The sequence below is a fragment of the Streptomyces sp. NPDC051320 genome (assembly GCF_040682175.1).
Taxonomy (GTDB): domain Bacteria; phylum Actinomycetota; class Actinomycetes; order Streptomycetales; family Streptomycetaceae; genus Streptomyces.
Genome location: NZ_JBFBAL010000002.1, coordinates 731,819 through 751,511, shown reverse-complemented (window position 1 = coordinate 751,511; position 19,693 = coordinate 731,819). Strand labels below are relative to the sequence as shown.

The window sequence follows — 19,693 nt, the reverse complement described above, 5'->3', positions numbered from 1 at the left end:
ACTTCTGAGGACGCGGACTCTCGCCGCCAGGGCAACCAAGCAAACAATCATTCAATAGGAAATGTCTGAAATGGTAGTAATGTGCCTGAGGTGGTGGGGGTGATCCTGCGGCGGGAGTGAGTGCACAAGCATGACGATCAAGGTCAGCGTGGTCATCCCGGTCTACAACCCGGGCCCGTACATCGAGGACTGCATCGCGTCGCTGCTCCGGCAGAGCCTCCCCCAGGACGCGTACGAGGCCGTGTTCGTCAATGACGGGTCGACGGACGGAACCCCGGCCCGGCTGGACGCGCTCGCGGCGGAACACCCGCACATCCGGGTCATCCATCAGGAGAACTCCGGCTGGGCGGGCAAACCGCGCAACGTCGGGATCGAGGCGTCGACCGGTGAGTTCGTGATGTTCGTCGACAACGACGACTGGCTCAGCGACGAAGCCCTGGAGCGCATGTATGCCTATGGCGTCGAGCATGCGGCGGATATCGTCGTGGGCAAGATGGCGGGTCGCGGCCGGCCGGTGCCACGCGAGCTGTTCCGGACCAACCGGCCACGCGCCACGGTGAAGAACGCACCGCTGATCGACAGTCTCACCCCGCACAAGATGTTCCGGCGAGCCTTCCTCGAAGAGCACGGGCTGCGTTTTCCCGAGGGGCGGCGCCGGCTCGAGGACCACGTCTTCGTCACCGAGGCCTATCTGACCGCCGGCAGCGTCGCGGTACTGAGCGACTACGTCTGCTATCACCACGTCAGGCGGGACGACGCCGCCAACGCCGGTTTCCAGCAGCTGGACCCGGTGGGCTACTTCCGCAATCTGCGGGAGGCACTCGACGTGGTGGCGAAGTACACGGAACCGGGGCCGCTGAGGGACAAGCTGCACCGTCGCTGGTTCCGCAACGAGATGATCGAGCGGATGCGCGGCAGGCGGTTGCTGGCCATGCCGGACGGCTATCGGCAGCAGATGTTCCAGGAGATGCACAAGGTGGTGGTGGAATACTTCGGCCCGGGCGTCCTGACGGGCATGGCCCCCATGCAGCAGATCGTCGGCGCGCTCATCACGGCGGACAGCTACCCGGACGTCGAGGAGTTCGCCCGGTGGGAGAAGACCATCGGCGCCCACGCCGAACTGACCGGCCTGGGCTGGCAGGACGGCGCCCTGCAGTTGGAGTTCACCGCCGGGATGCTGGCCGGGAAGAAACCCGTTCAGCTGCACGGCGCGGTGGGTGAGGAACTGGTCCGACTGCCGGCCGGGCTGGACGGCAGCGACGCCTTCGCGCAGCTCGGTGTCCGGCCGGATGCGCGGGTCGACGCGTCGAAGGCCGAGGTGGTGGTGCGGGAGCGGTCCACCGCGGCCGAGTTCTACCAGCCCGTCGGATTCAGCCGGGAGCGCGTACCGGGCACCGGGCAGGGCGCCGGGCAGGACGACGTACGGATGGTGCTGCGGGCGAAGGCGACGGTCTCCCCGGAGACCGCTGCGGGCGGTGAACCGCTGTCCCCCGGGGTCTGGGACGTATCGGTCCGCGTGCACCTGGCCGGGTGGACCAAGGATGTCCGGCTCGGATCGGTCCGGAGTGAGACGGCCGCCCGGGGCTGCCGGGCCGCCGTGGTGGGCGAGCCGGCCCGGCTCGTTCTGCCGTACTGGACGATCCCGCACGGAAATCTGTCGCTGGACATCGGTCGCACGACCGGTGGGCTGACCCAGCAGTTCGGCGAACTCGACCGACGGGACCTGCGGGTGCTGCCGGAACCGCTGCTGCTCGAAGCACGGCTCCCGGTGTGGCCGGCCGCCGCCACGGTCCCGGCCGTCCTGCACCTCACCGAGCAGTCCGGTTCCCGACGCACGGTACGGGTGGCGGCCGCGCTGGCCGCCACCGACGATCCCGGCCGTTCGCTGCTGCGCGCCGAACGGCCCGAACAGCCGCTGACCGGCGGGAACTGGGGCATGGCGGTGAGCCTGGGGGAGGGCGACGAGCGTCCGACGCGGTTGCCGTTCGTCCTGGCTGTCGCGGCGGGAAGCGGTGCGCTCACCATCCGTGCGGTTCCTGAGCGGCCGGCGAAGAAGCACGCTCCGTTCGCCCGGAGGTTCGCGCCCCGATTCGTGCGGCGGATGGTGCGCAAGGTCCGGGGGCGGGCCGCCCGTTCGCACTGAAACGCCGCACGGAAGCATCCCGCCGGGGCTTCCCGTCGGGGCTTACGGTGCCCGGTCGGCCGGGCACCGTAAGCGCTACTTGACCGCGCCCGCCATCACTCCGTTCACGAACTGCCGCTGGAACGCGAAGAACACCGCCAGCGGGATCACCATCGACACGAACGCGCCCGGCGCCAGCACATCGATGTTGTTGCCGAACTGCCTGACCTGCTGCTGGAGTGCCACGGTGATCGGCGGGTGTTTGGAGTCCGCGAAGATCAGCGCGACCAGCATGTCGTTCCACACCCACAGGAACTGGAAGATGCCGAGCGAGGCGATGGCCGGGCCGCCCAGCGGCATGACGACGCGCGTGAAGAGCCGGACTTCGCCGGCCCCGTCCAGCCGCGCCGCTTCGAGGAGCTCCTTGGGGATCTCGGCGAAGAAGTTCCGCAGCAGGAAGATCGCGAACGGCAGACCGAAGGCCACATGGAAGATGACCACACCCGCTGTGGTCTCGAAGAGCCCGATCTCGCCGAAGAGCTTCGAGACCGGGATCAGCGCGACCTGCACCGGCACGACCAGCAGACCGACCACGATCAGGAACCACCAGTCGCGGCCGGGGAAATCCATCCAGGTGAAGGCGTATCCGGCCAGTGAGCCGATCACCACGACCAGCACGGTCGCCGGGACGGTGATCTCGATGGTGCTGAGCAGCGAGTCGGTGATGACCTTGTTGTCGAGGATCCTGGAGTAGTTGTCGAAGGTGAGTTGGGAAGGGGCGGTGAACACCTTCCACCAGCCGGTCGCCGCGATGTCCGAAGGACCGCGCAGCGAGGACAGCAGCAGGCCGATCGTCGGCATCAGCCAGAAGAGGCCGACCAGCACGAGGAATACCCGCATCACGCTGCCGCCCGCGCGGGCGGCGATACGTGCGGCCAGCGGCTGCTTCGGCCGGACCCCCGGGATCGTCGGCGCCCCACCCGTGGGACTGCCGTCGGCCGGAGCGCTGTCGTGCGGGGCCCCGTCTGCCGGGACCTGGGCCGCGGTGGTCATCGGCGCCCCTCCTTCCGCATCCGGCGGATGTTGACGAGCATGATCGGCACCACCAGCAACAGCAGCAGGACGGCGATCGCGCTGCCGACGCCCAGATCCGCGTCCGTGCCGAACGAGGAGCGGTAGAGCTGCAGGGCGAGCACGTTCGCATCGTCCTGCGAGGAGCCCGGTGCGACGATGAAGACCAGGTCGAAGATCTTCAACACGTTGATCATCAGGGTCACCATGACCACCGCGAGGACCGGACCCAGCAGCGGGATGGTGATCCGGCGGAAGACCTGCCACTCGTTGGCGCCGTCCACCCGGGCCTGTTCCAGGAGTTCGCGGGGGAGCCCGGCCAGTCCTGCGGCGATCAGCACCATGGCGAAGCCCGCCCACATCCAGACGTAACTGCCGATGATCGACGGCGTGACCAGGGTCGGGCCGAGCCAGTTGGCACCGTTGTACGGCTCACGGAAGTTGGAGTCGGGCAGCTTCAGCCGGGCCCCGTCCGCCTTCGCGGGCAGGGTGAAGGTGCCGTCGGCCGACGCCTTGGCGCTGGCCACCACCTTGCCGTCCTTGACCGCCTGGATGGTGACGCCCTTGAGGCCGAGCTCCTTCGGATCGATGACGTTGGGCTTGCCGCCGCCGCCCAGGGTGAAGTCGAGCCAGGCGGTGCCGGTGATCGAACCGCCGGCCGGCTTCGCCGCCGCGGCGGGCCTCGCCGACGAGGGCATCTTCGTGGGGAGCACACCGACCAGCGGCAGCCGTACCGGAGTGCCCGCGCTGACCGGCTGTTTGGTGATGAACCAGCCGCCGCCGCCCGCCTTGATCGGAGCCGCCGGCAGCGGATGTGCCCCCGGATAACCCGCCGATTCGGCGAAGGTGTCGTGCACGCCGACCCAGACGGCGTTGGCGACGCCGCGACCCGGGTCCTGCTCGTACACCAGCCGGAAGATGATGCCCGCGGCGAGCATCGAGATCGCCATCGGCATGAAGACGATCAGTTTGAACGCGGTGCCCCAGCGGACCCGTTCGGTGAGGACGGCGAAGATCAGGCCGAGCACGGTGGCGACGGTCGGTGCCACCACCACCCAGATCGCGGTGTTCTTGATTGCGGTGCGGATCGCGTCATCGGTGAAGAGTGATCTGTAGTTGTCGATGCCGATGAAATGGGAGCCTGCCTGGTCGAAGAACGACCGGTAGACCGAGTACCCGATCGGGTAGACGACGAGCGCACCGAGCAGCACGAGCGCGGGCAGCAGGAAACCGACCGCCATCGCTTTACGTGTGCCTGTCACGCTCTTGCGCGGTTTTCCCGCGGGGGGCGCCGAGTTGATCGCGCCCCCCGCAACAGCAGAGGTCATCGTGCCGTCAGTTCTTGTAGGCCTTGGCCGCGTCGGACTCCAGTTTCTGCTGGGTGCCCGCGATGTCCTTCGGGTTCTTCAGGAAGTCCTGCAGGTCCTTCCACTCGCCCTTGCCCGGGGTGCCGCCGAAGGACTGCGGTGCCTGGTCGGACATGTCGAAGCGGATGTCGTCGCCCGCCGCGATCAGCGCCTGGGCGATGGTGCGCTGGACGTCGTTCGGGTACGCCGCGGCGTCCAGGGCCTTGTTGGGTGAGATGAAGCCACCCGAGGAAGCCGCGATCTTGGCCGCGTCGGTGGAGGCCAGCCAGGTCAGCAGTGCCTGGGCGCCCTTGGAGTCCTTGAGGATCACCGCCGCGTCGCCGCCGGTGACCACCGGGGACTTGGCACCCACGGCCGGGAACGGGAACACCTTGGCGTCGGTGCCGACCTTCGCCTTGGTCTGGGCGATGTTCGTCTGCGCGAAGTCGCCCTCGAAGACCATCGCCCCCCTGGGCTGGTCACCGCCGGTGAAGGTCTGGGTGACGGAGGCGGGGAACTCGGTCTGCAGCGCGCCGTCCGCGCCGCCCGAGATCAGCGACGGCTTCCCGAACAGCTGCGCCAGAGTGGTGAGCGCCGCCTTCACCGAAGGATCGGTCCATTTGATCTTGTGCTGGGCGAGCTGGTCGTACTTGTCGGGGCCGGCCTGCGAGAGATAGATGTTCTCGAACCAGTCGGTCAGGGTCCAGCCGTCCGCGCCGCCGACCGAGACCGGGGTGACACCCGAGGCCGAGATCGTCTGGGCGGTCTTCATGAAGTCGGGCCAGGTCTTGGGCACGGTCGCACCCGCGTTCTGGAACGCCTTGGTGTTGTACCAGACCAGGGACTTGTTGGCGGCCTTGAAGTAGACGCCGTACTGCTTGCCGTCGACCGCGCCGAGGTCCTTCCAGACCTGCGCGTAGTTCTTGTCCAGCTCCGCCTTGGTCGCGGCGTCCACCGGCTTCGCCCACTTCTTGGCGACGGCCTGGGTGATCGCGCCGACCTGCGGCATCATCGCCACATCGGGCGGGGCGCCGCCGGCGATCTTCGTACCGAGGAAGTTGACGATCGGGTCCTGCGCTGGGACGAAGGTGACCGATGCACCGGTGCGCTTCTCGAACTCCTTGAGGACCTTGACGAAGTTCGCCTGCTCGGGCCCCGTCCACACGGCCGCGACCTCGAGCTTGGTGCCGTTGAGCTTGGGCAGCTGCACCCCGGAGGCAGGCGCGCTGCTCTTGTCCGCGGCCGTGCCACCGCCGTCACCCTTCTTGCTGTCGCTGCCGCATCCCGCGGCGAGGACCAGCGACCCGGCGGCGACGACCGCCAGAACGGCCCTGCGTGAGCGTAGAGCTGTACTTGCTGTGCCAGATGTGCGCATCTGTGCCCCGACCTCTCCCATGCGCGTGCGGTCGGCGCGCCCATGACGTCGGCGACGCCGTTGTCCCGTGGGCTCAGTCCTACGCCCCGGCACTTGAGCGCCGCAATACCACTCCTGGGGTCCCCCACGTGATCGTGATGGGCCTGTGACGTTACGTCAGTCCGTCAGCGGCGCCACGGGTATCGCGTCCACCGATCTGGCCGCCCGCTCCAGCGCGCTGGCGAGCAATGCCAAGTCAGTGGGCCCGTTGCCCAGTTCGCGGACCGGCCGACGGGTCGGCGGGTCGCCCATGCGTTCCCACTCCAGTGGTACGACGGTGGGGCGCAGCGTGCCGGTGCGCGGGATGCGGCCGGTGACCCGGCCGCCCTGGAACGGTGTCACCCCGCAGCCGGGGCGGCCCAGTCGGCCGCGGCCCGGTGACGCGGCATCGGGCGCGGGGGCCACGGGTGGCGGGTCGAGAATCACCCGCAGTCGGCTGAACCGGGCGAGTTCGGTGTCCTCGGTACGGTCCGGGCGCGCGGATGCGGCGATCAGGTGCACGCCGAGGCGCTCGCCATCCCTGGCCACTGCGTCCAGGGCCCGTACGACCGAGCCGGCTGCGGGGCGTCCGGGGCTGCCGAGTGCCGGGGCGACCAGTGCGTCGAAGTCGTCGACCAGGACGACGAGCCGGGGCAGCGGGGTGGGGCCCGGCACGGCCGCCGCGAGGGCGGCGGCGGGGCGCAGCCGCAGGGTGCCGCTGGGGGAGTCGAGGTCGCCGTACTGGTCGTCCGCTCCGACGGGCCGGCGGCCGGCCTGCCTGCCTGCGGTGTCGTGGCGCCGGTGCCATGCGGTGAAGTCGTCCTTGCCGACCAGCTCGGACCTGCGTTTCAGCTCGGCGCCGAGCGCCTGAGCGAATTCCCGCATCCTGACCGGGTCCGACGCCACCAGATGGGTCGAGGCGTGCGGCAGTTCCGTACAGACCCGCAGCCCGTCTCCGCGGTCGCCGCCTGCTCCGTCGACCAGGATCAGGGCGAGCCGGTCGGGGCGGGCCGCGGCGGCCAGCGAGGCGGCGGCGGCGCGCAGCAACTCCGTACGGCCACTGCCCGGCGGGCCCTCGATCAGCAGATGGGGTCCTTCGGTGGCCAGGTCCACGGTGACCGGGCCGCGCGGCCCCGCCCCCAGCACCGCGGTGGCATCGGCGGCGGACGCCCAGCGCGCCATGAGCGATGCGGGGGTCGCCCGGGCCAGACCCAGTTCGTCGAGCAGCCGGGCCGACGGGGGCAGCGCGGCGGTCTGCCGCGCCGTTGAACCGCCGACCGGGCCGTCCGCGCGCAGTGGGGCCAGGGCCCTGCCGAACCGCTCGGCCCAGGCCGCCGACACCGCGTCCACCACGGCCGGTGTGCCGCGGCCCGCGGACTGCCCGCCGGCCGTGCGCAGCAGCCGCAGGGTGGTCGCCACATCGCCGCTCAACAGGGCGGCGGCGCCGCACTCACGGAAGGCGAGGGAGGCGGCGCAGGCCGTCTCGTAGGTCGCTTCCAGCGGCGACGCGGGGGAGGCGGGCGGCGTTTCGGCGAGACAGAGAAGGTGGATGCCGGCTGCGGCGCCCGCGGACGCCAGGCGGGCGGTGGTTTCGCGCAGTGTCGCGGACCCGGGATCGCCGTCCACGATCACCACGGTTTTCGGGCCCTCGTGCCGCTCGGCGGCCGCGGACACCGCCTCGGTTCCGGCCGATGCCCAGCCGGTGCCCAGCGGGCCGTCGTCCAGACGGCGCACCAGCTCGGCGGTCCGGGCGGTGGCCTGCTCCCGGTCGTAGGAGAGCAGCAGCCGGCAGTCCTGCCCGTGGGCCGGCCGCACATGGGGGAGCCAGCCGAGCCAGGACCAGTCGCTCCTGCGCGCCTGCACCGAGCGGGCGCGGTCCGTGCTGATCAGCACGATCTCGAGGTCGGTCGGGGAGTGCAGGGCAGCGAGCTGGGCGACGACCGAACGGGCCAGCCCGGTGAGCCGCTCGCGGGGGCCGGCGAGCCCCAGCGAACCGGCCTCCCGCAGCGATACGGTCACCGGCACCGCGGGCAACAGGCCCAGCGGACCCGGTCCGCTGCGGTCCGCCGTGCCGAGCCGGACGACGAGTGCTTCGCGGTGGCCGGGCCCGCGCTCCCACAGCCGGGGGCCCGGGCCGAGCGCGGTCAGCAGCAGCGAGGCCGGGTCCGGCCAGGTGTCGGGGGTGGGCGACTGGGCCACGGGGCGGCCCGAGTCACTCGTACGGTCGGGGCCGGTCGCCTGGACGGGCACCCGCTCGCGCACCGGGTCGGGCCTGCCGCCCGCCAGCCGCCTCGCCCAGGCCCCTATCCCACCGCGCCTGCGGACGGTGTCCGCGTCGCTGTCCTGCAGCGGCTCGCCGGCCCGCTCGTGCTCGACGGGCACCCGGGTGCCGCGCGCGGGTGTGCCCTTGGGGCCCCGGGCGGCGAATCCGGGGTCCTGCGCATACGCGGCGGCGGCTTCGTCATACAGGTTGCTGTAGGGGTCGCGGTCCGTCTCGTCGCCGCGGTCGCTGACCCGGCGGGAGCCCGGCCCCGCCTGCACGGGGATGCGTCCGGAGCCGGCGCCACCGTGGCCGGGGTGCCCGGCGGGACCGCGGTCAGCGGGCTGCTGCGGTACGGGCTGCCGGGGCACGGTCTGCTGGGGCGCGGCCGGTCCGGGCGCGGCCGGCCCGGGGGCGGGACGCGCTGGTGTGGCGGCGGGTGCGGCGCTCCGGGCCGACCCGGGGCCACCGGGGGCCGTTTCCCCCGTATCGATCCCGCCCGCACCGCCACGGGCCACTCGCAGGTGGCCTTCCCCGTCCGGCACCGCGGCCGGCGCACCACCGTCCGCCTGGGCCGCCCCGTCCGCCGGGGTGATCCGCAGGGCGGTTTCACCGACCCGCAGCAGCGACCCCGGAGCGAAACGGACCGGGCGTTCGCCCACTTCCGCGCCGTCCAGCGTGGTGCCGTTGGTCGAGTCCAGATCGGCCACGGTGACCCGGCCGTCGTCCGCGACCGTCACGGTGCAGTGCAGCCGCGACACGTCGGGGTCGTCCAGCGGAACGTCGGCATCGCCGGAGCGGCCGATCCGGATCTGACCGCCGTGCAGCAGGTGGACCCCGCCCGCATCGGGCCCGGCGACCACGTGCAGTTGGGCGGCGGCGCCGGCGGCGCCGTGGTCCTCGTCGTCGGCGGGGAACTGGAGGGAGAGCACCGCACCGTCCACCAGCGGTGGCTCGCCCAGCACGCAGCGCTGCAGGTCGAGGCGGAGGCGGCCCGCGTACAGCACGATGCTGTTCGAGCCCGGGCCGTCCGGCCCCGCGACCGCGGTGGCCAGGCCGGACGCCACGGTGGCCAGGGGCGCCCCGGCGGGGGCGGTGACGACCACGTCACAGGAGCGCGCCTCGGACGCGGATCGGCCGCTGCGCGGCGCGAGGACGGTCAGCCGGATCTGCATAGCCGTCAGCGGTCCCTTCTGCGGAGGGTGCCTGGCAGGGGGCTGCTGCCCTGTGATCTCCCCCACCCGACAGGTCGGCACGGATCGCGGGGCTCCCGACCCCGACATCTCCGTGCTTCAGGCATCCTCGCACCTGCCACCGACAACACGCCCGGGGGTAGCCGCCAAGTGATCTTGAATGGTCGGCTCTGGACCCAAAAGTGCCTGCTTGAGACCACGAACGGACTACGCGCCTCAGCTGTCCGGCAACCATCGGCCCGGTGCTCGCGTCTTCAGAGCGGACACAGCCGGCCCACCTCCGAAGATCCCCGGCAGTGATTTCGCCGACGGCATTACAGTGGGGCGGACATCCGGGCGGCGGGGGCCGGTGGACCACGCAAGGACGACGATCAGCAGGGAGCGCATGACGTGCGGCCCGTAGGCAGCAAGTACCTGCTCGAGGAACCGCTCGGCCGCGGCGCCACGGGCACTGTTTGGCGAGCCAGCCAGAGGGAGACCGCGGGCGTCGAGGCGGCCGTGCAGGGCCGGCCGGGCGAAACCGTCGCGATCAAGGTCCTCAAGGAGGAGCTCGCGAGCGACCCTGACGTGGTCATGCGTTTTCTGCGTGAACGTTCCGTCCTGTTGCGCCTCACCCACCCGAACATCGTGCGCACCCGCGACCTGGTCGTCGAGGGTGATCTGCTCGCCCTCGTCATGGACCTGGTCGACGGCCCGGACCTGCACCGCTACCTCCGTGAGAACGGTCCGTTCAGCCCGATGGCCGCAGCACTGCTCACCGCGCAGGTGGCGGACGCGCTGGCCGCCAGTCACGCCGACGGAGTGGTGCACCGCGACCTGAAACCGGCCAACGTGCTGGTGAAGCAGGATGCCGACGGACAGATGCACCCGATGCTGACCGACTTCGGCATCGCGCGGCTCGCGGACTCCCCGGGCCTGACCCGTACCCACGAATTCGTCGGCACGCCCGCCTACGTGGCGCCGGAGTCCGCCGAGGGCCGGCCGCAGACCTCCGCGGTCGACATCTACGGCGCGGGCATTCTGCTCTACGAGCTGGTCACCGGCCGGCCGCCGTTCGCCGGCGGCACCGCGCTCGAGGTGCTCCAGCGTCATCTGAGCGAGGAGCCGCGCCGCCCCACCACCGTCCCCGACGCGTTGTGGACGGTCATCGAGCGCTGCCTCAGCAAGGACCCCGACCGCCGTCCGAGTGCCGAGAACCTGGCCAGGGGCCTGCGTACGGTCGCCGATGGCGTCGGCGTGCACGCGTCAGCGGCGCAGGTGGCTGCGGCGCTGGGCGTGGGCGCCCTGCTGGCACCCGATCCGGCGCCCGCCGCGGTCCCCGACACGCCGGGGGCGGCCGACCCGACCCAGGTGCTCCCGAGCGACGCGGGTGCGTACGACCCCAATGCGCGCACCAGCGTGCTGCCGAGTTCCGGCGCGGCGGACCCGACGGCGATGCTGCCGCCGATGCCGCAGTCGGGGCCGGCGAACCCGTCGCCGGACCAGCCCGAGCAGCCGCACCCGTGGCAGAGCCAGCTGAGCGCGGCCCGCGACCGCAACGAACAGACTCAGGTGCAGTACCTGGACCCGAACCAGGACCCGCTGCGCCGCCGACCGCAGCGCCGGCAGCAACCGCAGCAGTACCCGCCGCAACAGCAGCAGCAGTATCAGCAGCAATACCAGTCACAGCAGCAGCCTCAGCAGCAATACGGGCCCCAACAGCCCCAGCAGCAGTACGCGCCCCAGCAGCCTCAGCGGCAGCAGCGCCCGCAGCAGCCGTACGCGCCGCCGCAACAGCCCCAGGCCCCCGCCCGGCGGGAGCCCCGACAGCCGAGGCAGCGCAGCTCCAGCCCGATGAAGATCCCCGGCCTCGGCTGCCTCAAGGGCTGCCTTTTCATGGTCGTCATCCTCTTCGTCGGCTCGTGGCTCATCTGGGAGCTGACCCCGCTCCAGGACTGGATCGGCACCTCCAGGAGCTTCTTCTCGGAGATCGCCACCGGCTACCACTCGGTCAAGGACTTCCTTCAGGGCATCGGCGGATCGACGGGTAACTGACCGGCGCCGCCGGTGCCTTCTCCGGGCCGGTCTGTAAACATGTCGACTTCTGCGGGACGAAATGCCCCGCAGAAGTGAAGGTTGGTGCCAACCGGGGCACTGAACACCCCGACGCCCGCGTATTTTGAGAGCGAGTGTGCGGGGGTCCGCCCCCGCACAGGCACAGCGCCAGCCGCTGAGGGAGCAGTCTTGGCACGGAAGATCGGCAGCCGGTACACCGCTCACCAGATTCTGGGACGGGGGAGCGCCGGCACGGTGTGGCTGGGTGACGGGCCCGAGGGGCCGGTCGCCATCAAGCTGCTGCGCGAGGACCTCGCCGCCGACCAGGAGCTCGTCGGCCGCTTCGTCCAGGAACGCACCGCCCTGCTCGGCCTCGACCACCCGCACGTCGTCGCCGTACGCGATCTCGTCGTGGACGGCAACGACCTCGCGCTGGTCATGGACCTGGTCCGCGGGACCGACCTGCGCACCCGGCTGGACCGCGAGCGCCGCCTGAGCCCCGAGGCCGCCGTGGCGATCGTCGCGGACATCGCCGACGGTCTCGCCGCCGCGCACAAGGCGGGCATCGTGCACCGGGACGTCAAACCCGAGAACATCCTGCTCGACATGCAGGGCCCGCTCGGTCCGGGCGGCTCGCACCCGGCGCTGCTCACCGACTTCGGTGTGGCCAAACTCATCGACGTCCCGCGCCGCACCCGGGCGACCAAGATCATCGGTACGCCCGACTACCTCGCCCCGGAGATCATCGAGGGCCTCCCGCCACGCGCCTCCGTCGACATCTACGCCCTGGCGACCGTCCTGTACGAACTCCTGGCCGGCTTCACCCCCTTCGGCGGCGGCCACCCCGGCGCGGTGCTGCGCCGGCACGTCACCGAGACGGTCGTCCCGCTCCCCGGCATCCCGGACGACCTCTGGCAGCTCCTCGTCCAGTGCCTCGCCAAGGCCCCGGCATCCCGGCTGCGCGCTTCGGAGCTCGGCGAGCGACTGCGTGCGCAGCTCCCGCACCTCGCGGGCATCCCCCCGCTGGACGTCGACGAGCCCGACGAGTCGGAACCGGAGGAGCAGCCGTACGAGGAGGCCTCGTACGAACCCTCCACCCCCGCCGAGCCGCGCCGCCGTGGCGCGGTGCCGCTGGTCCCCGGCTCCTCCCCGGACTCCAACCGGGACACCCACACCAGCATGCGCGTCCCCGGCCCCGACGAACTGGCCGGCGGTCCCCTCGGCACCGCCCGCGCCCCCCGATCCCCGAGCCTGCGCCGGCCGGGTTCGGCGCGCCACCGATCCTCCGCCGAGGCGATCCGGCGCCGTCGCATCAAACTGGGCGCGGCCACCCTGGTCGCCGCTGCGGCACTGGGCATCGGCGGCTGGCTGGCCACGTCGTCGAGCGACCACGGGGGCGCCCCTTCCCAGGACAACCGGCAGTCGGCGCCGTCCCAGCGCTAGCGGACGGGCCGTGGCCCCGGACCGGTCCCGGCCGCGGTGCCGTGGCCCGGGGAAGGACCTTGCTTCGAGCCGTTACGCTGGTGGCGTGGCAGTCGTCGATGTATCCGAAGAGCTGAAAACCCTCTCCTCGACCATGGGGTCGATCGAGGCCGTCCTGGACCTCGACAGGATGAGGGCCGATATCGCCGTGCTCGAGGAGCAGGCCGCGGCACCGTCCCTGTGGGACGACCCGGAAGCGGCGCAGAAGATCACCAGCAAGCTTTCCCACCTGCAGGCCGAGGTCCGTAAGACCGCGGCGCTGCGATCGCGGATCGATGATCTGAGCGTGCTCTTCGAGCTCGCCGAGGCCGAGGACGACGCCGACACCCAGGCCGAGGCCGAGTCGGAGCTCGTCGCGGTGCGCAAGGCACTGGACGAGATGGAGGTCCGCACGCTCCTCTCCGGCGAGTACGACGTGCGTGAGGCGCTCGTCAACATCCGGGCCGAGGCCGGCGGCGTCGATGCCGCCGACTTCGCGGAGCAGCTGCAGCGCATGTATCTGCGCTGGGCCGAGCGGCACAGCTACAGCACCGAGGTCTACGAGACGTCGTACGCGGAAGAGGCCGGCATCAAGTCGACCACCTTCGTGGTCAAGACGCCCTACGCCTACGGCACGCTCTCCGTCGAGCAGGGTACCCACCGGCTCGTGCGCATCTCGCCGTTCGACAACCAGGGCCGCCGCCAGACGTCCTTCGCCGGCGTCGAGGTGCTGCCGGTGGTCGAGCAGACCGACCACATCGAGATCGACGAGACCGAGTTGCGGGTGGACGTCTATCGCGCCTCGGGCCCCGGCGGTCAGGGGGTCAACACCACCGACTCCGCGGTGCGGCTGACCCACATCCCGACCGGCATCGTGGTCTCCTGCCAGAACGAGCGCTCGCAGATCCAGAACAAGGCCAGCGCGATGAACGTCCTGCAGGCGAAGCTCCTCGAGCGCCGCCGCCAGGAGGAGCAGGCGCTGATGGACTCGCTCAAGGGCGACGGTGGCAACTCCTGGGGCAACCAGATGCGTTCGTACGTCCTGCACCCTTACCAGATGGTCAAGGACCTCCGTACCGAATTCGAGGTCGGCAACCCTCAGTCGGTGCTCGACGGCGAGATCGACGGTTTCCTCGAGGCCGGAATTCGCTGGCGCAAGCAGCAGGAGAAGTAGTCGACCCACCAGTTGGCGTTTTGTCGACATTGTCGATCAGGGAACTGCCGTCCTGTGGACGGCAGTTCTTCTTTTCCGTCACAGTCGTATTCCCGTACGCCGGGCAAGTCGCCGCAAGCCGGGCATCGCGCCCGCAACGTCCTTGACGTGGTCTTTAAAACTGGGAAGGGTGACACGCGGCATGCGTATTTCTGGGGCGCGTGTGATCGGGGGGCGCGACACACACCCCTTACGGCCCGCCTGCCCCGTGCGCTGCACCATTAACGATGAGCTACTGGGGGTAGCAGCCAGATGACCAAGAAGACGCGGATTCGCGTAGCGCGCATAGCCGCCGGCGCGGTGATCGCCGCGGGCGCCTCGCTGACCGCCGCGGGGGCGGCCCAGGCCGCCGGTATCGTCAACCTTCCCGGTGCCGAGGTATCCATCCAGACGACGGGCGACGACGGCGGGGGCACCCTCATCGGCGGCATCGACGGCGGCGCCACGGATCAGGGGTCCACGGACCAGGGGTCCACGGACCAGGGGTCCACGGACCAGGGGTCCACGGACCAGGGGTCCACGGACCAGGGTTCCACGGACCAGGGGTCGACCGACCAGGGTTCCACGGATCAGGGTTCCACGGACCAGGGGTCGACCGACCAGGGTTCCACGGATCAGGGTTCCACGGATCAGGGGTCGACCGACCAGGGGTCGACCGATCAGGGTTCCACGGACCAGGGGTCGACCGACCAGGGGTCGACCGACCAGGGTTCCACGGATCAGGGTTCGACGGATCAGGGGTCGACCGACCAGGGTTCCACGGATCAGGGTTCCACGGATCAGGGTTCGACCGACCAGGGTTCCACGGACCAGGGGTCGACCGACCAGGGTTCCACGGATCAGGGTTCGACGGACCAGGGGTCGACCACCTCGGGTGGCACCACCAACGGCGGCTCGACCACCGGCACCGCGCCCGACAACCTCGGCTCGCAGCCGGTGGAGCAGGGTAAGGCCAAGCAGGAGCTGGCCGAGACCGGTGCGGGAGAGACCACCTTCCTCATCCTCGGCGCCGCGACGATGATCGCCGGTGGCATCGGCTTCCGTATGCTGCCGCGTCTCGCCGGCCGCGGTGGCAACATCGCCTAAGCGTCCAGCGCATACCTGAGAGCGGGCCCGGGTTCCGATCGGAACCCGGGCCCTCTCCGTGTCACACGCGACGCGGCCAACGTCAGACGGTCTGATGCGCCACCAGCGCCAACGCCGCCACCATCAGAATCAACAGGGCGATCAGTGCCACCGGACTGAGACCGCCCAGGAAGCCCTCCTGCTGCTGCAGCCGCTCCCTGCTGGCCCGGCACACTCGGCAGCGGCCCTCGCTGACGGGGGACGCACAGTTCGCACACACCAGTCGGTCATAGGTCATGCGCACTCCTCCTCCCGCGCGGCGGAGCCGCTCACACGCTTATTCTCCGCACAACGCACAGGGAAACGGAACTGTTCCCCGTGTTCCCTCTACCACTGTGCCAGCTTTCGCGCCTTTCGGCGCGTCCGGCCGAATGACGAGCGCCTCCTACCCTCGCAGCACCCGGAGAAAACCCGCAAATACCCCGTCGATAACCTGGACATACCACGCATCCACGGACGCTGCCTGCGGGCGCACAGCCGGTTCGCGTAAGGTCACGCACACCTATTCCCGGCCGACGTGGTGCACTCGTGATCCGATTCGACAACGTCTCCAAGACCTACCCCAAGCAGAACCGTCCCGCCCTTCGGGATGTCTCCCTTGAGATTGAGAAGGGGGAGTTCGTCTTCCTGGTCGGTTCCTCCGGTTCCGGTAAGTCGACTTTTCTGCGGCTGGTGCTCCGCGAGGAGCGCACCAGCCATGGCATGGTGCACGTCCTCGGCAAGGACCTCGCGCGTCTGTCGAACTGGAAGGTGCCGCAGATGCGCCGCCAGCTCGGCACGGTCTTCCAGGACTTCCGGCTGCTTCCCAACAAGACCGTCGCGGAGAACGTGGCGTTCGCGCAGGAAGTCATCGGCAAGCCGCGCGGCGAGATCCGCAAGGCCGTTCCCCAGGTCCTCGATCTCGTCGGCCTCGGCGGCAAGGAGGACCGGATGCCCGGTGAGCTCTCCGGTGGTGAGCAGCAGCGCGTGGCGATCGCCCGGGCCTTCGTCAACCGCCCGATGCTGCTGATCGCGGACGAGCCGACCGGCAACCTCGACCCGCAGACCTCCGTCGGCATCATGAAGCTGCTGGACCGGATCAACCGCACCGGAACCACCGTGGTGATGGCCACCCACGACCAGCAGATCGTCGACCAGATGCGCAAGCGCGTCATTGAACTCGAGAAGGGCCGTCTCGTGCGCGACCAGTCGCGTGGCGTCTACGGCTACCAGCACTGAAAGGACGCCATGCGCGCCCAGTTCGTCCTGTCGGAGATCGGCGTGGGTCTCCGCCGCAATCTCACGATGACCTTCGCGGTCATCGTCTCCGTCGCCCTGTCCCTCGCCCTGTTCGGCGGCTCGCTGCTCATGCGCGACCAGGTGAACACGATGAAGGGCTACTGGTACGACAAGGTCAACGTCTCGATCTTCCTTTGTTCCAAGGGGGATGCGACGTCCGTCCCCAAGTGTGCCAAGGGTGCCGTCACCGACGAGCAGAAGAAGTCGATCGAAACCGATCTGAACAAGATGAGCAACCTTGTCCAGAAGGTGACCTACGAGTCGAGCGACGAGGCGTACAAGCACTACCAGCAGGAGTTCAAGGGGTCCCCGATGACGGGCTCCATCACCCCTGACCAACTGCAGTCGTCGTTCCGCGTCAAGCTCAAGGACCCGACCAAGTACAAGGTGATCGCGACGGCGTTCGCCGGCCGTGACGGCGTGATGACCGTCCAGGACCAGCGCGGCATCCTGGAGAACCTCTTCGCTCTGCTCAACGGCATGAATGTGGCCGCACTCTGTGTGATGGCGCTGATGCTCGTCATCGCGCTGATGCTGATCGTCAACACCGTCCGTGTGTCGGCGTTCAGCCGCAGACGTGAGACCGGGATCATGCGCCTGGTGGGCGCGTCGAGTTTCTATATCCAGATGCCGTTCATCATGGAGGCCGCCTTCGCCGGTCTGCTCGGCGGCCTGGTCGCCTGCGGAATGCTGCTGGTGGGCCGCTACTTCCTGATCGATCACGGACTCGCGCTGCACGAAAAGCTGAATCTGATCGACTTCATCGGCTGGGACGCGGTCCTCTCCAAGCTGCCCCTGGTCTTGGCAATCGGACTGCTGATGCCTGCACTTGCCGCGCTTTTCGCATTGCGCAAGTACCTGAAGGTGTGAAACTCCCCCCGCGCGGTGAACGGCCAACCAGCCATGCGCCGCACGGGGGTTGTTCTACAGTGGGCGCCATGCCAGGACCGGACTTCTGTTCATCGCCCCGCAGTGTTCGCCGCGGGGCCGTCCTGACACTGGTCTTTGTGAGCGTCCTGGCCACCGCGGCGGCCACCAACTCCTGGCCGGAGAGCGAGGCGAGGGTGCCGCGCCCGTCGCACACCCGTGACGTGGCGTCGACCGTCGACCGCGCGGAGTTGGCCAAGGCGGCATCCGAAGCCGAGGCCGACGGCAAGTCCGGGACGAAGGCGGCCGAGGAGGTCGTCAGCCGCAGCGGGGACCGCTGGGGCGCGGTGTACGACCGCTCCGAGTACAAGGAGTTCGAGGACTCGCTCGACGGCGAGTACACCGGCGTGGGCCTCTGGGTCAGACGCAGCCGCGACGGACACATCGAGGTGGCCAAGGTCCAGCCCGGCGGCCCGGCCGCGCTGGCCGGCCTCCGCCCCGGTGACGGGCTCCGTACGATCGACGGCCGTCAGGTCGGCACCAGCCCGGTGACCGCTGTCGTCGCGCAGCTGCGCGGTGGCGACGAAGCGTCGGCAGCCGGCACGGCGGTGGCCGTCGGTGTGCAGCGCGGCCGCCAGGGCTGGACGAGGACCCTGCGCAGAGTCCGGCTCGCCACCGACGCGGTCACGGTCCGCAAGCTGTCCGGTAAGGCCACGTTGGTCAAGGTCACGGCCTTCTCCCGGGGCTCCGGCGCACAGGTGGACCGCGCCGTCCGGACCGCACCGGCCGGCGGCGGCATCCTTCTCGACCTCCGCGGCAACAGCGGAGGCCTGGTCTCCGAGGCCACGGCCGCCGCCTCCGCCCTGCTCGACGGCGGCCTGGTCGCCACTTACGACGTGCACGGCACCCAGCGAGCCGTCTACGCCAGGCCTGGCGGGGACACCGGCCGACCGCTGGTGGTGCTGATCGACGGTGGCACCATGAGCGCGGCCGAGCTGCTGACCGGCGCGCTCCAGGACCGTGGCCGTGCCGTGACGGTCGGCTCACGCACCTTCGGCAAGGGCTCGGTGCAGATGCCGAGCCCGCTGCCGGGCGGCTCGGTGGCGGAGCTCACCGTCGGCCATTACCGCACTCCGGCCGGGCGCAGCGTCGACGGACACGGCATCACACCGGACGTGACGGCGGGCGATCGGGCCGAACCGAGGGCCGAGACAGTATTGAGTGGCCTCGGGGGAGGGGCGTAGTGCGAAAATGGTCGCACTATGGCTAAGGAAACAGGGCGCAAAATGGTCGCCCAGCACAAGAAGGCGCGGCACGACTACCTCATCCTCGACACCTACGAGTGCGGGCTGGTCCTGACCGGCACCGAGGTGAAGTCGCTGCGGATGGGCCGGGCCTCCCTGGTGGACGGCTTCGTGCAGATCGACAACCACGAGGCGTGGCTGCACAACGTGCACATCCCCGAGTACACCCAGGGCACCTGGACCAACCACAGCGCCCGCCGGAAGCGGAAGCTGCTGATGCACCGCATCGAGATCGACAAGCTGGAGTCCAAGACCCAGGAGTCCGGTCACACGATCGTGCCGCTGGCGCTCTACTTCAAGGACGGCCGCGCGAAGGTCGAGATCGCACTGGCCAAGGGCAAGAAGGAGTACGACAAGCGGCAGACCCTCCGCGAGAAGCAGGACCGGCGCGAGACGGACCGGGCGATCTCCGCGGTGCGCAGGAAGCAGCGTGCCTGACGGCCGGCGCGGCGTCCGTCGGCAGCCGAACGCCAGGCCGACGGACACCGGGCCGACGGGCACCGGGCCGACGGGCCGGGAATACGCTGGCACCGCCCCCGGTTGTTCACGTACGATGGCACCGCACCCCACGGGGAGCGTTTGAAAAATCAACATGGGGATGATCGGTTTCGACAGCGGCTGTCGAAGCAGGTGAAGCGAGCCGAGGAAGCGGCAATGATCTCGTAAACCATATGTCGCAAACAATAATCGCCAACTCTAAGCGCGATTCCCAGTCCTTCGCCCTCGCTGCCTAATAAGCAGTGACTGAAGGACCCTAAATGGGTGTCAGCCCGGGGAAGTTCCCGACCCGGATCCTGGCATAAGCTAGGGAACTAAACCATCGGTCCCGGTCACGGGGACCGATGGGAAATCAAACAGTGACTGGGCCCGTCGGAGACTTGTTCGCGAGATCTCCGGGGCCGAGAAAATCACAGCGAACTGCGCTCGGAGAAGCCCTGGTTCTGCACCGTTGGACGCGGGTTCGATTCCCGCCATCTCCACCACCCCATGTGTGGCTCATGCCCCGCCGGAACCTTCCGGCGGGGC

General features: G+C 69.9%; 14 protein-coding genes and 1 other RNA gene. 10 read left to right on the top strand and 5 right to left on the bottom strand.

Annotation, left to right across the window (positions count from 1 at the left end; all coding sequences use genetic code 11):
* Positions 1-130: 130 nt before the first annotated feature.
* A complete protein-coding gene (locus AB0M87_RS07570) occupies positions 131-2,143 on the top strand; it encodes a glycosyltransferase (RefSeq protein ID WP_365850910.1) in 2,013 nt (670 codons plus the stop codon).
* 75 nt (positions 2,144-2,218) lie between these two features.
* Here AB0M87_RS07570 and AB0M87_RS07565 read toward each other — a convergent pair whose 3' ends face one another.
* The 4 genes from AB0M87_RS07565 to AB0M87_RS07550 all read right to left on the bottom strand — a co-directional run bounded on the left by AB0M87_RS07565 (position 2,219) and on the right by AB0M87_RS07550 (position 9,367).
* Positions 2,219-3,175 (bottom strand): carbohydrate ABC transporter permease, encoded by a 957-nt coding sequence (locus AB0M87_RS07565; protein ID WP_365850908.1) that lies wholly within the window; start codon positions 3,173-3,175, stop codon positions 2,219-2,221.
* On the bottom strand, positions 3,172-4,521 hold the full coding sequence (locus tag AB0M87_RS07560; protein ID WP_365850906.1) for a sugar ABC transporter permease: 1,350 nt from the start codon (positions 4,519-4,521) through the stop codon (positions 3,172-3,174). The genes AB0M87_RS07565 and AB0M87_RS07560 overlap by 4 nt, the downstream gene beginning before the upstream one ends.
* A gap of 7 nt (positions 4,522-4,528) precedes the next feature.
* Positions 4,529-5,914 (bottom strand): ABC transporter substrate-binding protein, encoded by a 1,386-nt coding sequence (locus tag AB0M87_RS07555; RefSeq protein ID WP_365850904.1) that lies wholly within the window; start codon positions 5,912-5,914, stop codon positions 4,529-4,531.
* Between the two features lie 156 nt (positions 5,915-6,070).
* Positions 6,071-9,367 carry an FtsK/SpoIIIE domain-containing protein gene (locus AB0M87_RS07550; protein ID WP_365850902.1) on the bottom strand — a complete coding sequence of 1,099 codons (3,297 nt, stop codon included), beginning with the start codon at positions 9,365-9,367 and terminating at the stop codon, positions 6,071-6,073.
* Between the two features lie 408 nt (positions 9,368-9,775).
* Here AB0M87_RS07550 and AB0M87_RS07545 point away from each other — a divergent pair, with 408 nt between their 5' ends.
* From AB0M87_RS07545 to AB0M87_RS07530, 4 genes are all read left to right on the top strand, one after another.
* The gene (locus AB0M87_RS07545; RefSeq protein WP_365850901.1) at positions 9,776-11,419 is read left to right on the top strand and encodes a serine/threonine-protein kinase; all 1,644 of its coding nucleotides are present in this window, start codon (positions 9,776-9,778) and stop codon (positions 11,417-11,419) included.
* Between the two features lie 189 nt (positions 11,420-11,608).
* Positions 11,609-12,862 carry a serine/threonine-protein kinase gene (locus AB0M87_RS07540; RefSeq protein WP_365850899.1) on the top strand — a complete coding sequence of 418 codons (1,254 nt, stop codon included), beginning with the start codon at positions 11,609-11,611 and terminating at the stop codon, positions 12,860-12,862.
* An 85-nt stretch (positions 12,863-12,947) separates the two neighbouring features.
* Positions 12,948-14,054, top strand: coding sequence for a peptide chain release factor 2 (prfB, locus tag AB0M87_RS07535; protein ID WP_365850897.1), 1,107 nt, complete (start codon positions 12,948-12,950; stop codon positions 14,052-14,054).
* Between the two features lie 291 nt (positions 14,055-14,345).
* Positions 14,346-15,179 (top strand): hypothetical protein, encoded by an 834-nt coding sequence (locus tag AB0M87_RS07530; RefSeq protein ID WP_365850896.1) that lies wholly within the window; start codon positions 14,346-14,348, stop codon positions 15,177-15,179.
* 82 nt (positions 15,180-15,261) lie between these two features.
* Here AB0M87_RS07530 and AB0M87_RS07525 read toward each other — a convergent pair whose 3' ends face one another.
* Entirely contained in the window at positions 15,262-15,456 is a 195-nt protein-coding gene (locus tag AB0M87_RS07525; RefSeq protein ID WP_365850895.1) for a hypothetical protein, read from the bottom strand.
* Positions 15,457-15,746: 290 nt separating this feature from the next.
* Between AB0M87_RS07525 and ftsE the strand changes: the two genes are divergently transcribed.
* From ftsE to ssrA, 5 genes are all read left to right on the top strand, one after another.
* The gene (ftsE, locus tag AB0M87_RS07520) at positions 15,747-16,436 is read left to right on the top strand and encodes a cell division ATP-binding protein FtsE (protein WP_164266073.1); all 690 of its coding nucleotides are present in this window, start codon (positions 15,747-15,749) and stop codon (positions 16,434-16,436) included.
* 9 nt (positions 16,437-16,445) lie between these two features.
* Entirely contained in the window at positions 16,446-17,366 is a 921-nt protein-coding gene (ftsX, locus tag AB0M87_RS07515) for a permease-like cell division protein FtsX (RefSeq protein WP_365850892.1), read from the top strand.
* Positions 17,367-17,434: 68 nt separating this feature from the next.
* Complete coding sequence (locus tag AB0M87_RS07510) at positions 17,435-18,607, top strand: S41 family peptidase (protein ID WP_365850891.1); 1,173 nt, start codon at positions 17,435-17,437, stop codon at positions 18,605-18,607.
* Positions 18,608-18,625: 18 nt separating this feature from the next.
* A complete protein-coding gene (gene smpB, locus AB0M87_RS07505) occupies positions 18,626-19,105 on the top strand; it encodes an SsrA-binding protein SmpB (RefSeq protein ID WP_365850889.1) in 480 nt (159 codons plus the stop codon).
* 156 nt (positions 19,106-19,261) lie between these two features.
* Positions 19,262-19,650, top strand: a transfer-messenger RNA (tmRNA) gene (gene ssrA / locus AB0M87_RS07500).
* Positions 19,651-19,693: the final 43 nt, after the last annotated feature.

Excerpts from the sequence above, each read along its gene's own strand:
- AB0M87_RS07555 (WP_365850904.1), bottom strand. The coding sequence starts at position 5,914 with ATGCGCACATCTGGCACAGCAAGTACAGCTCTACGCTCACGCAGGGCC.
- AB0M87_RS07530 (WP_365850896.1), top strand. The coding sequence starts at position 14,346 with ATGACCAAGAAGACGCGGATTCGCGTAGCGCGCATAGCCGCCGGCGCG.
- AB0M87_RS07570 (WP_365850910.1), top strand. The coding sequence starts at position 131 with ATGACGATCAAGGTCAGCGTGGTCATCCCGGTCTACAACCCGGGCCCG.
- AB0M87_RS07550 (WP_365850902.1), bottom strand. The coding sequence starts at position 9,367 with ATGCAGATCCGGCTGACCGTCCTCGCGCCGCGCAGCGGCCGATCCGCG.
- AB0M87_RS07560 (WP_365850906.1), bottom strand. The coding sequence starts at position 4,521 with ATGACCTCTGCTGTTGCGGGGGGCGCGATCAACTCGGCGCCCCCCGCG.
- AB0M87_RS07525 (WP_365850895.1), bottom strand. The coding sequence starts at position 15,456 with ATGACCTATGACCGACTGGTGTGTGCGAACTGTGCGTCCCCCGTCAGC.
- smpB (WP_365850889.1), top strand. The coding sequence starts at position 18,626 with ATGGCTAAGGAAACAGGGCGCAAAATGGTCGCCCAGCACAAGAAGGCG.
- AB0M87_RS07510 (WP_365850891.1), top strand. The coding sequence starts at position 17,435 with ATGCCAGGACCGGACTTCTGTTCATCGCCCCGCAGTGTTCGCCGCGGG.
- AB0M87_RS07565 (WP_365850908.1), bottom strand. The coding sequence starts at position 3,175 with ATGACCACCGCGGCCCAGGTCCCGGCAGACGGGGCCCCGCACGACAGC.
- ftsX (WP_365850892.1), top strand. The coding sequence starts at position 16,446 with ATGCGCGCCCAGTTCGTCCTGTCGGAGATCGGCGTGGGTCTCCGCCGC.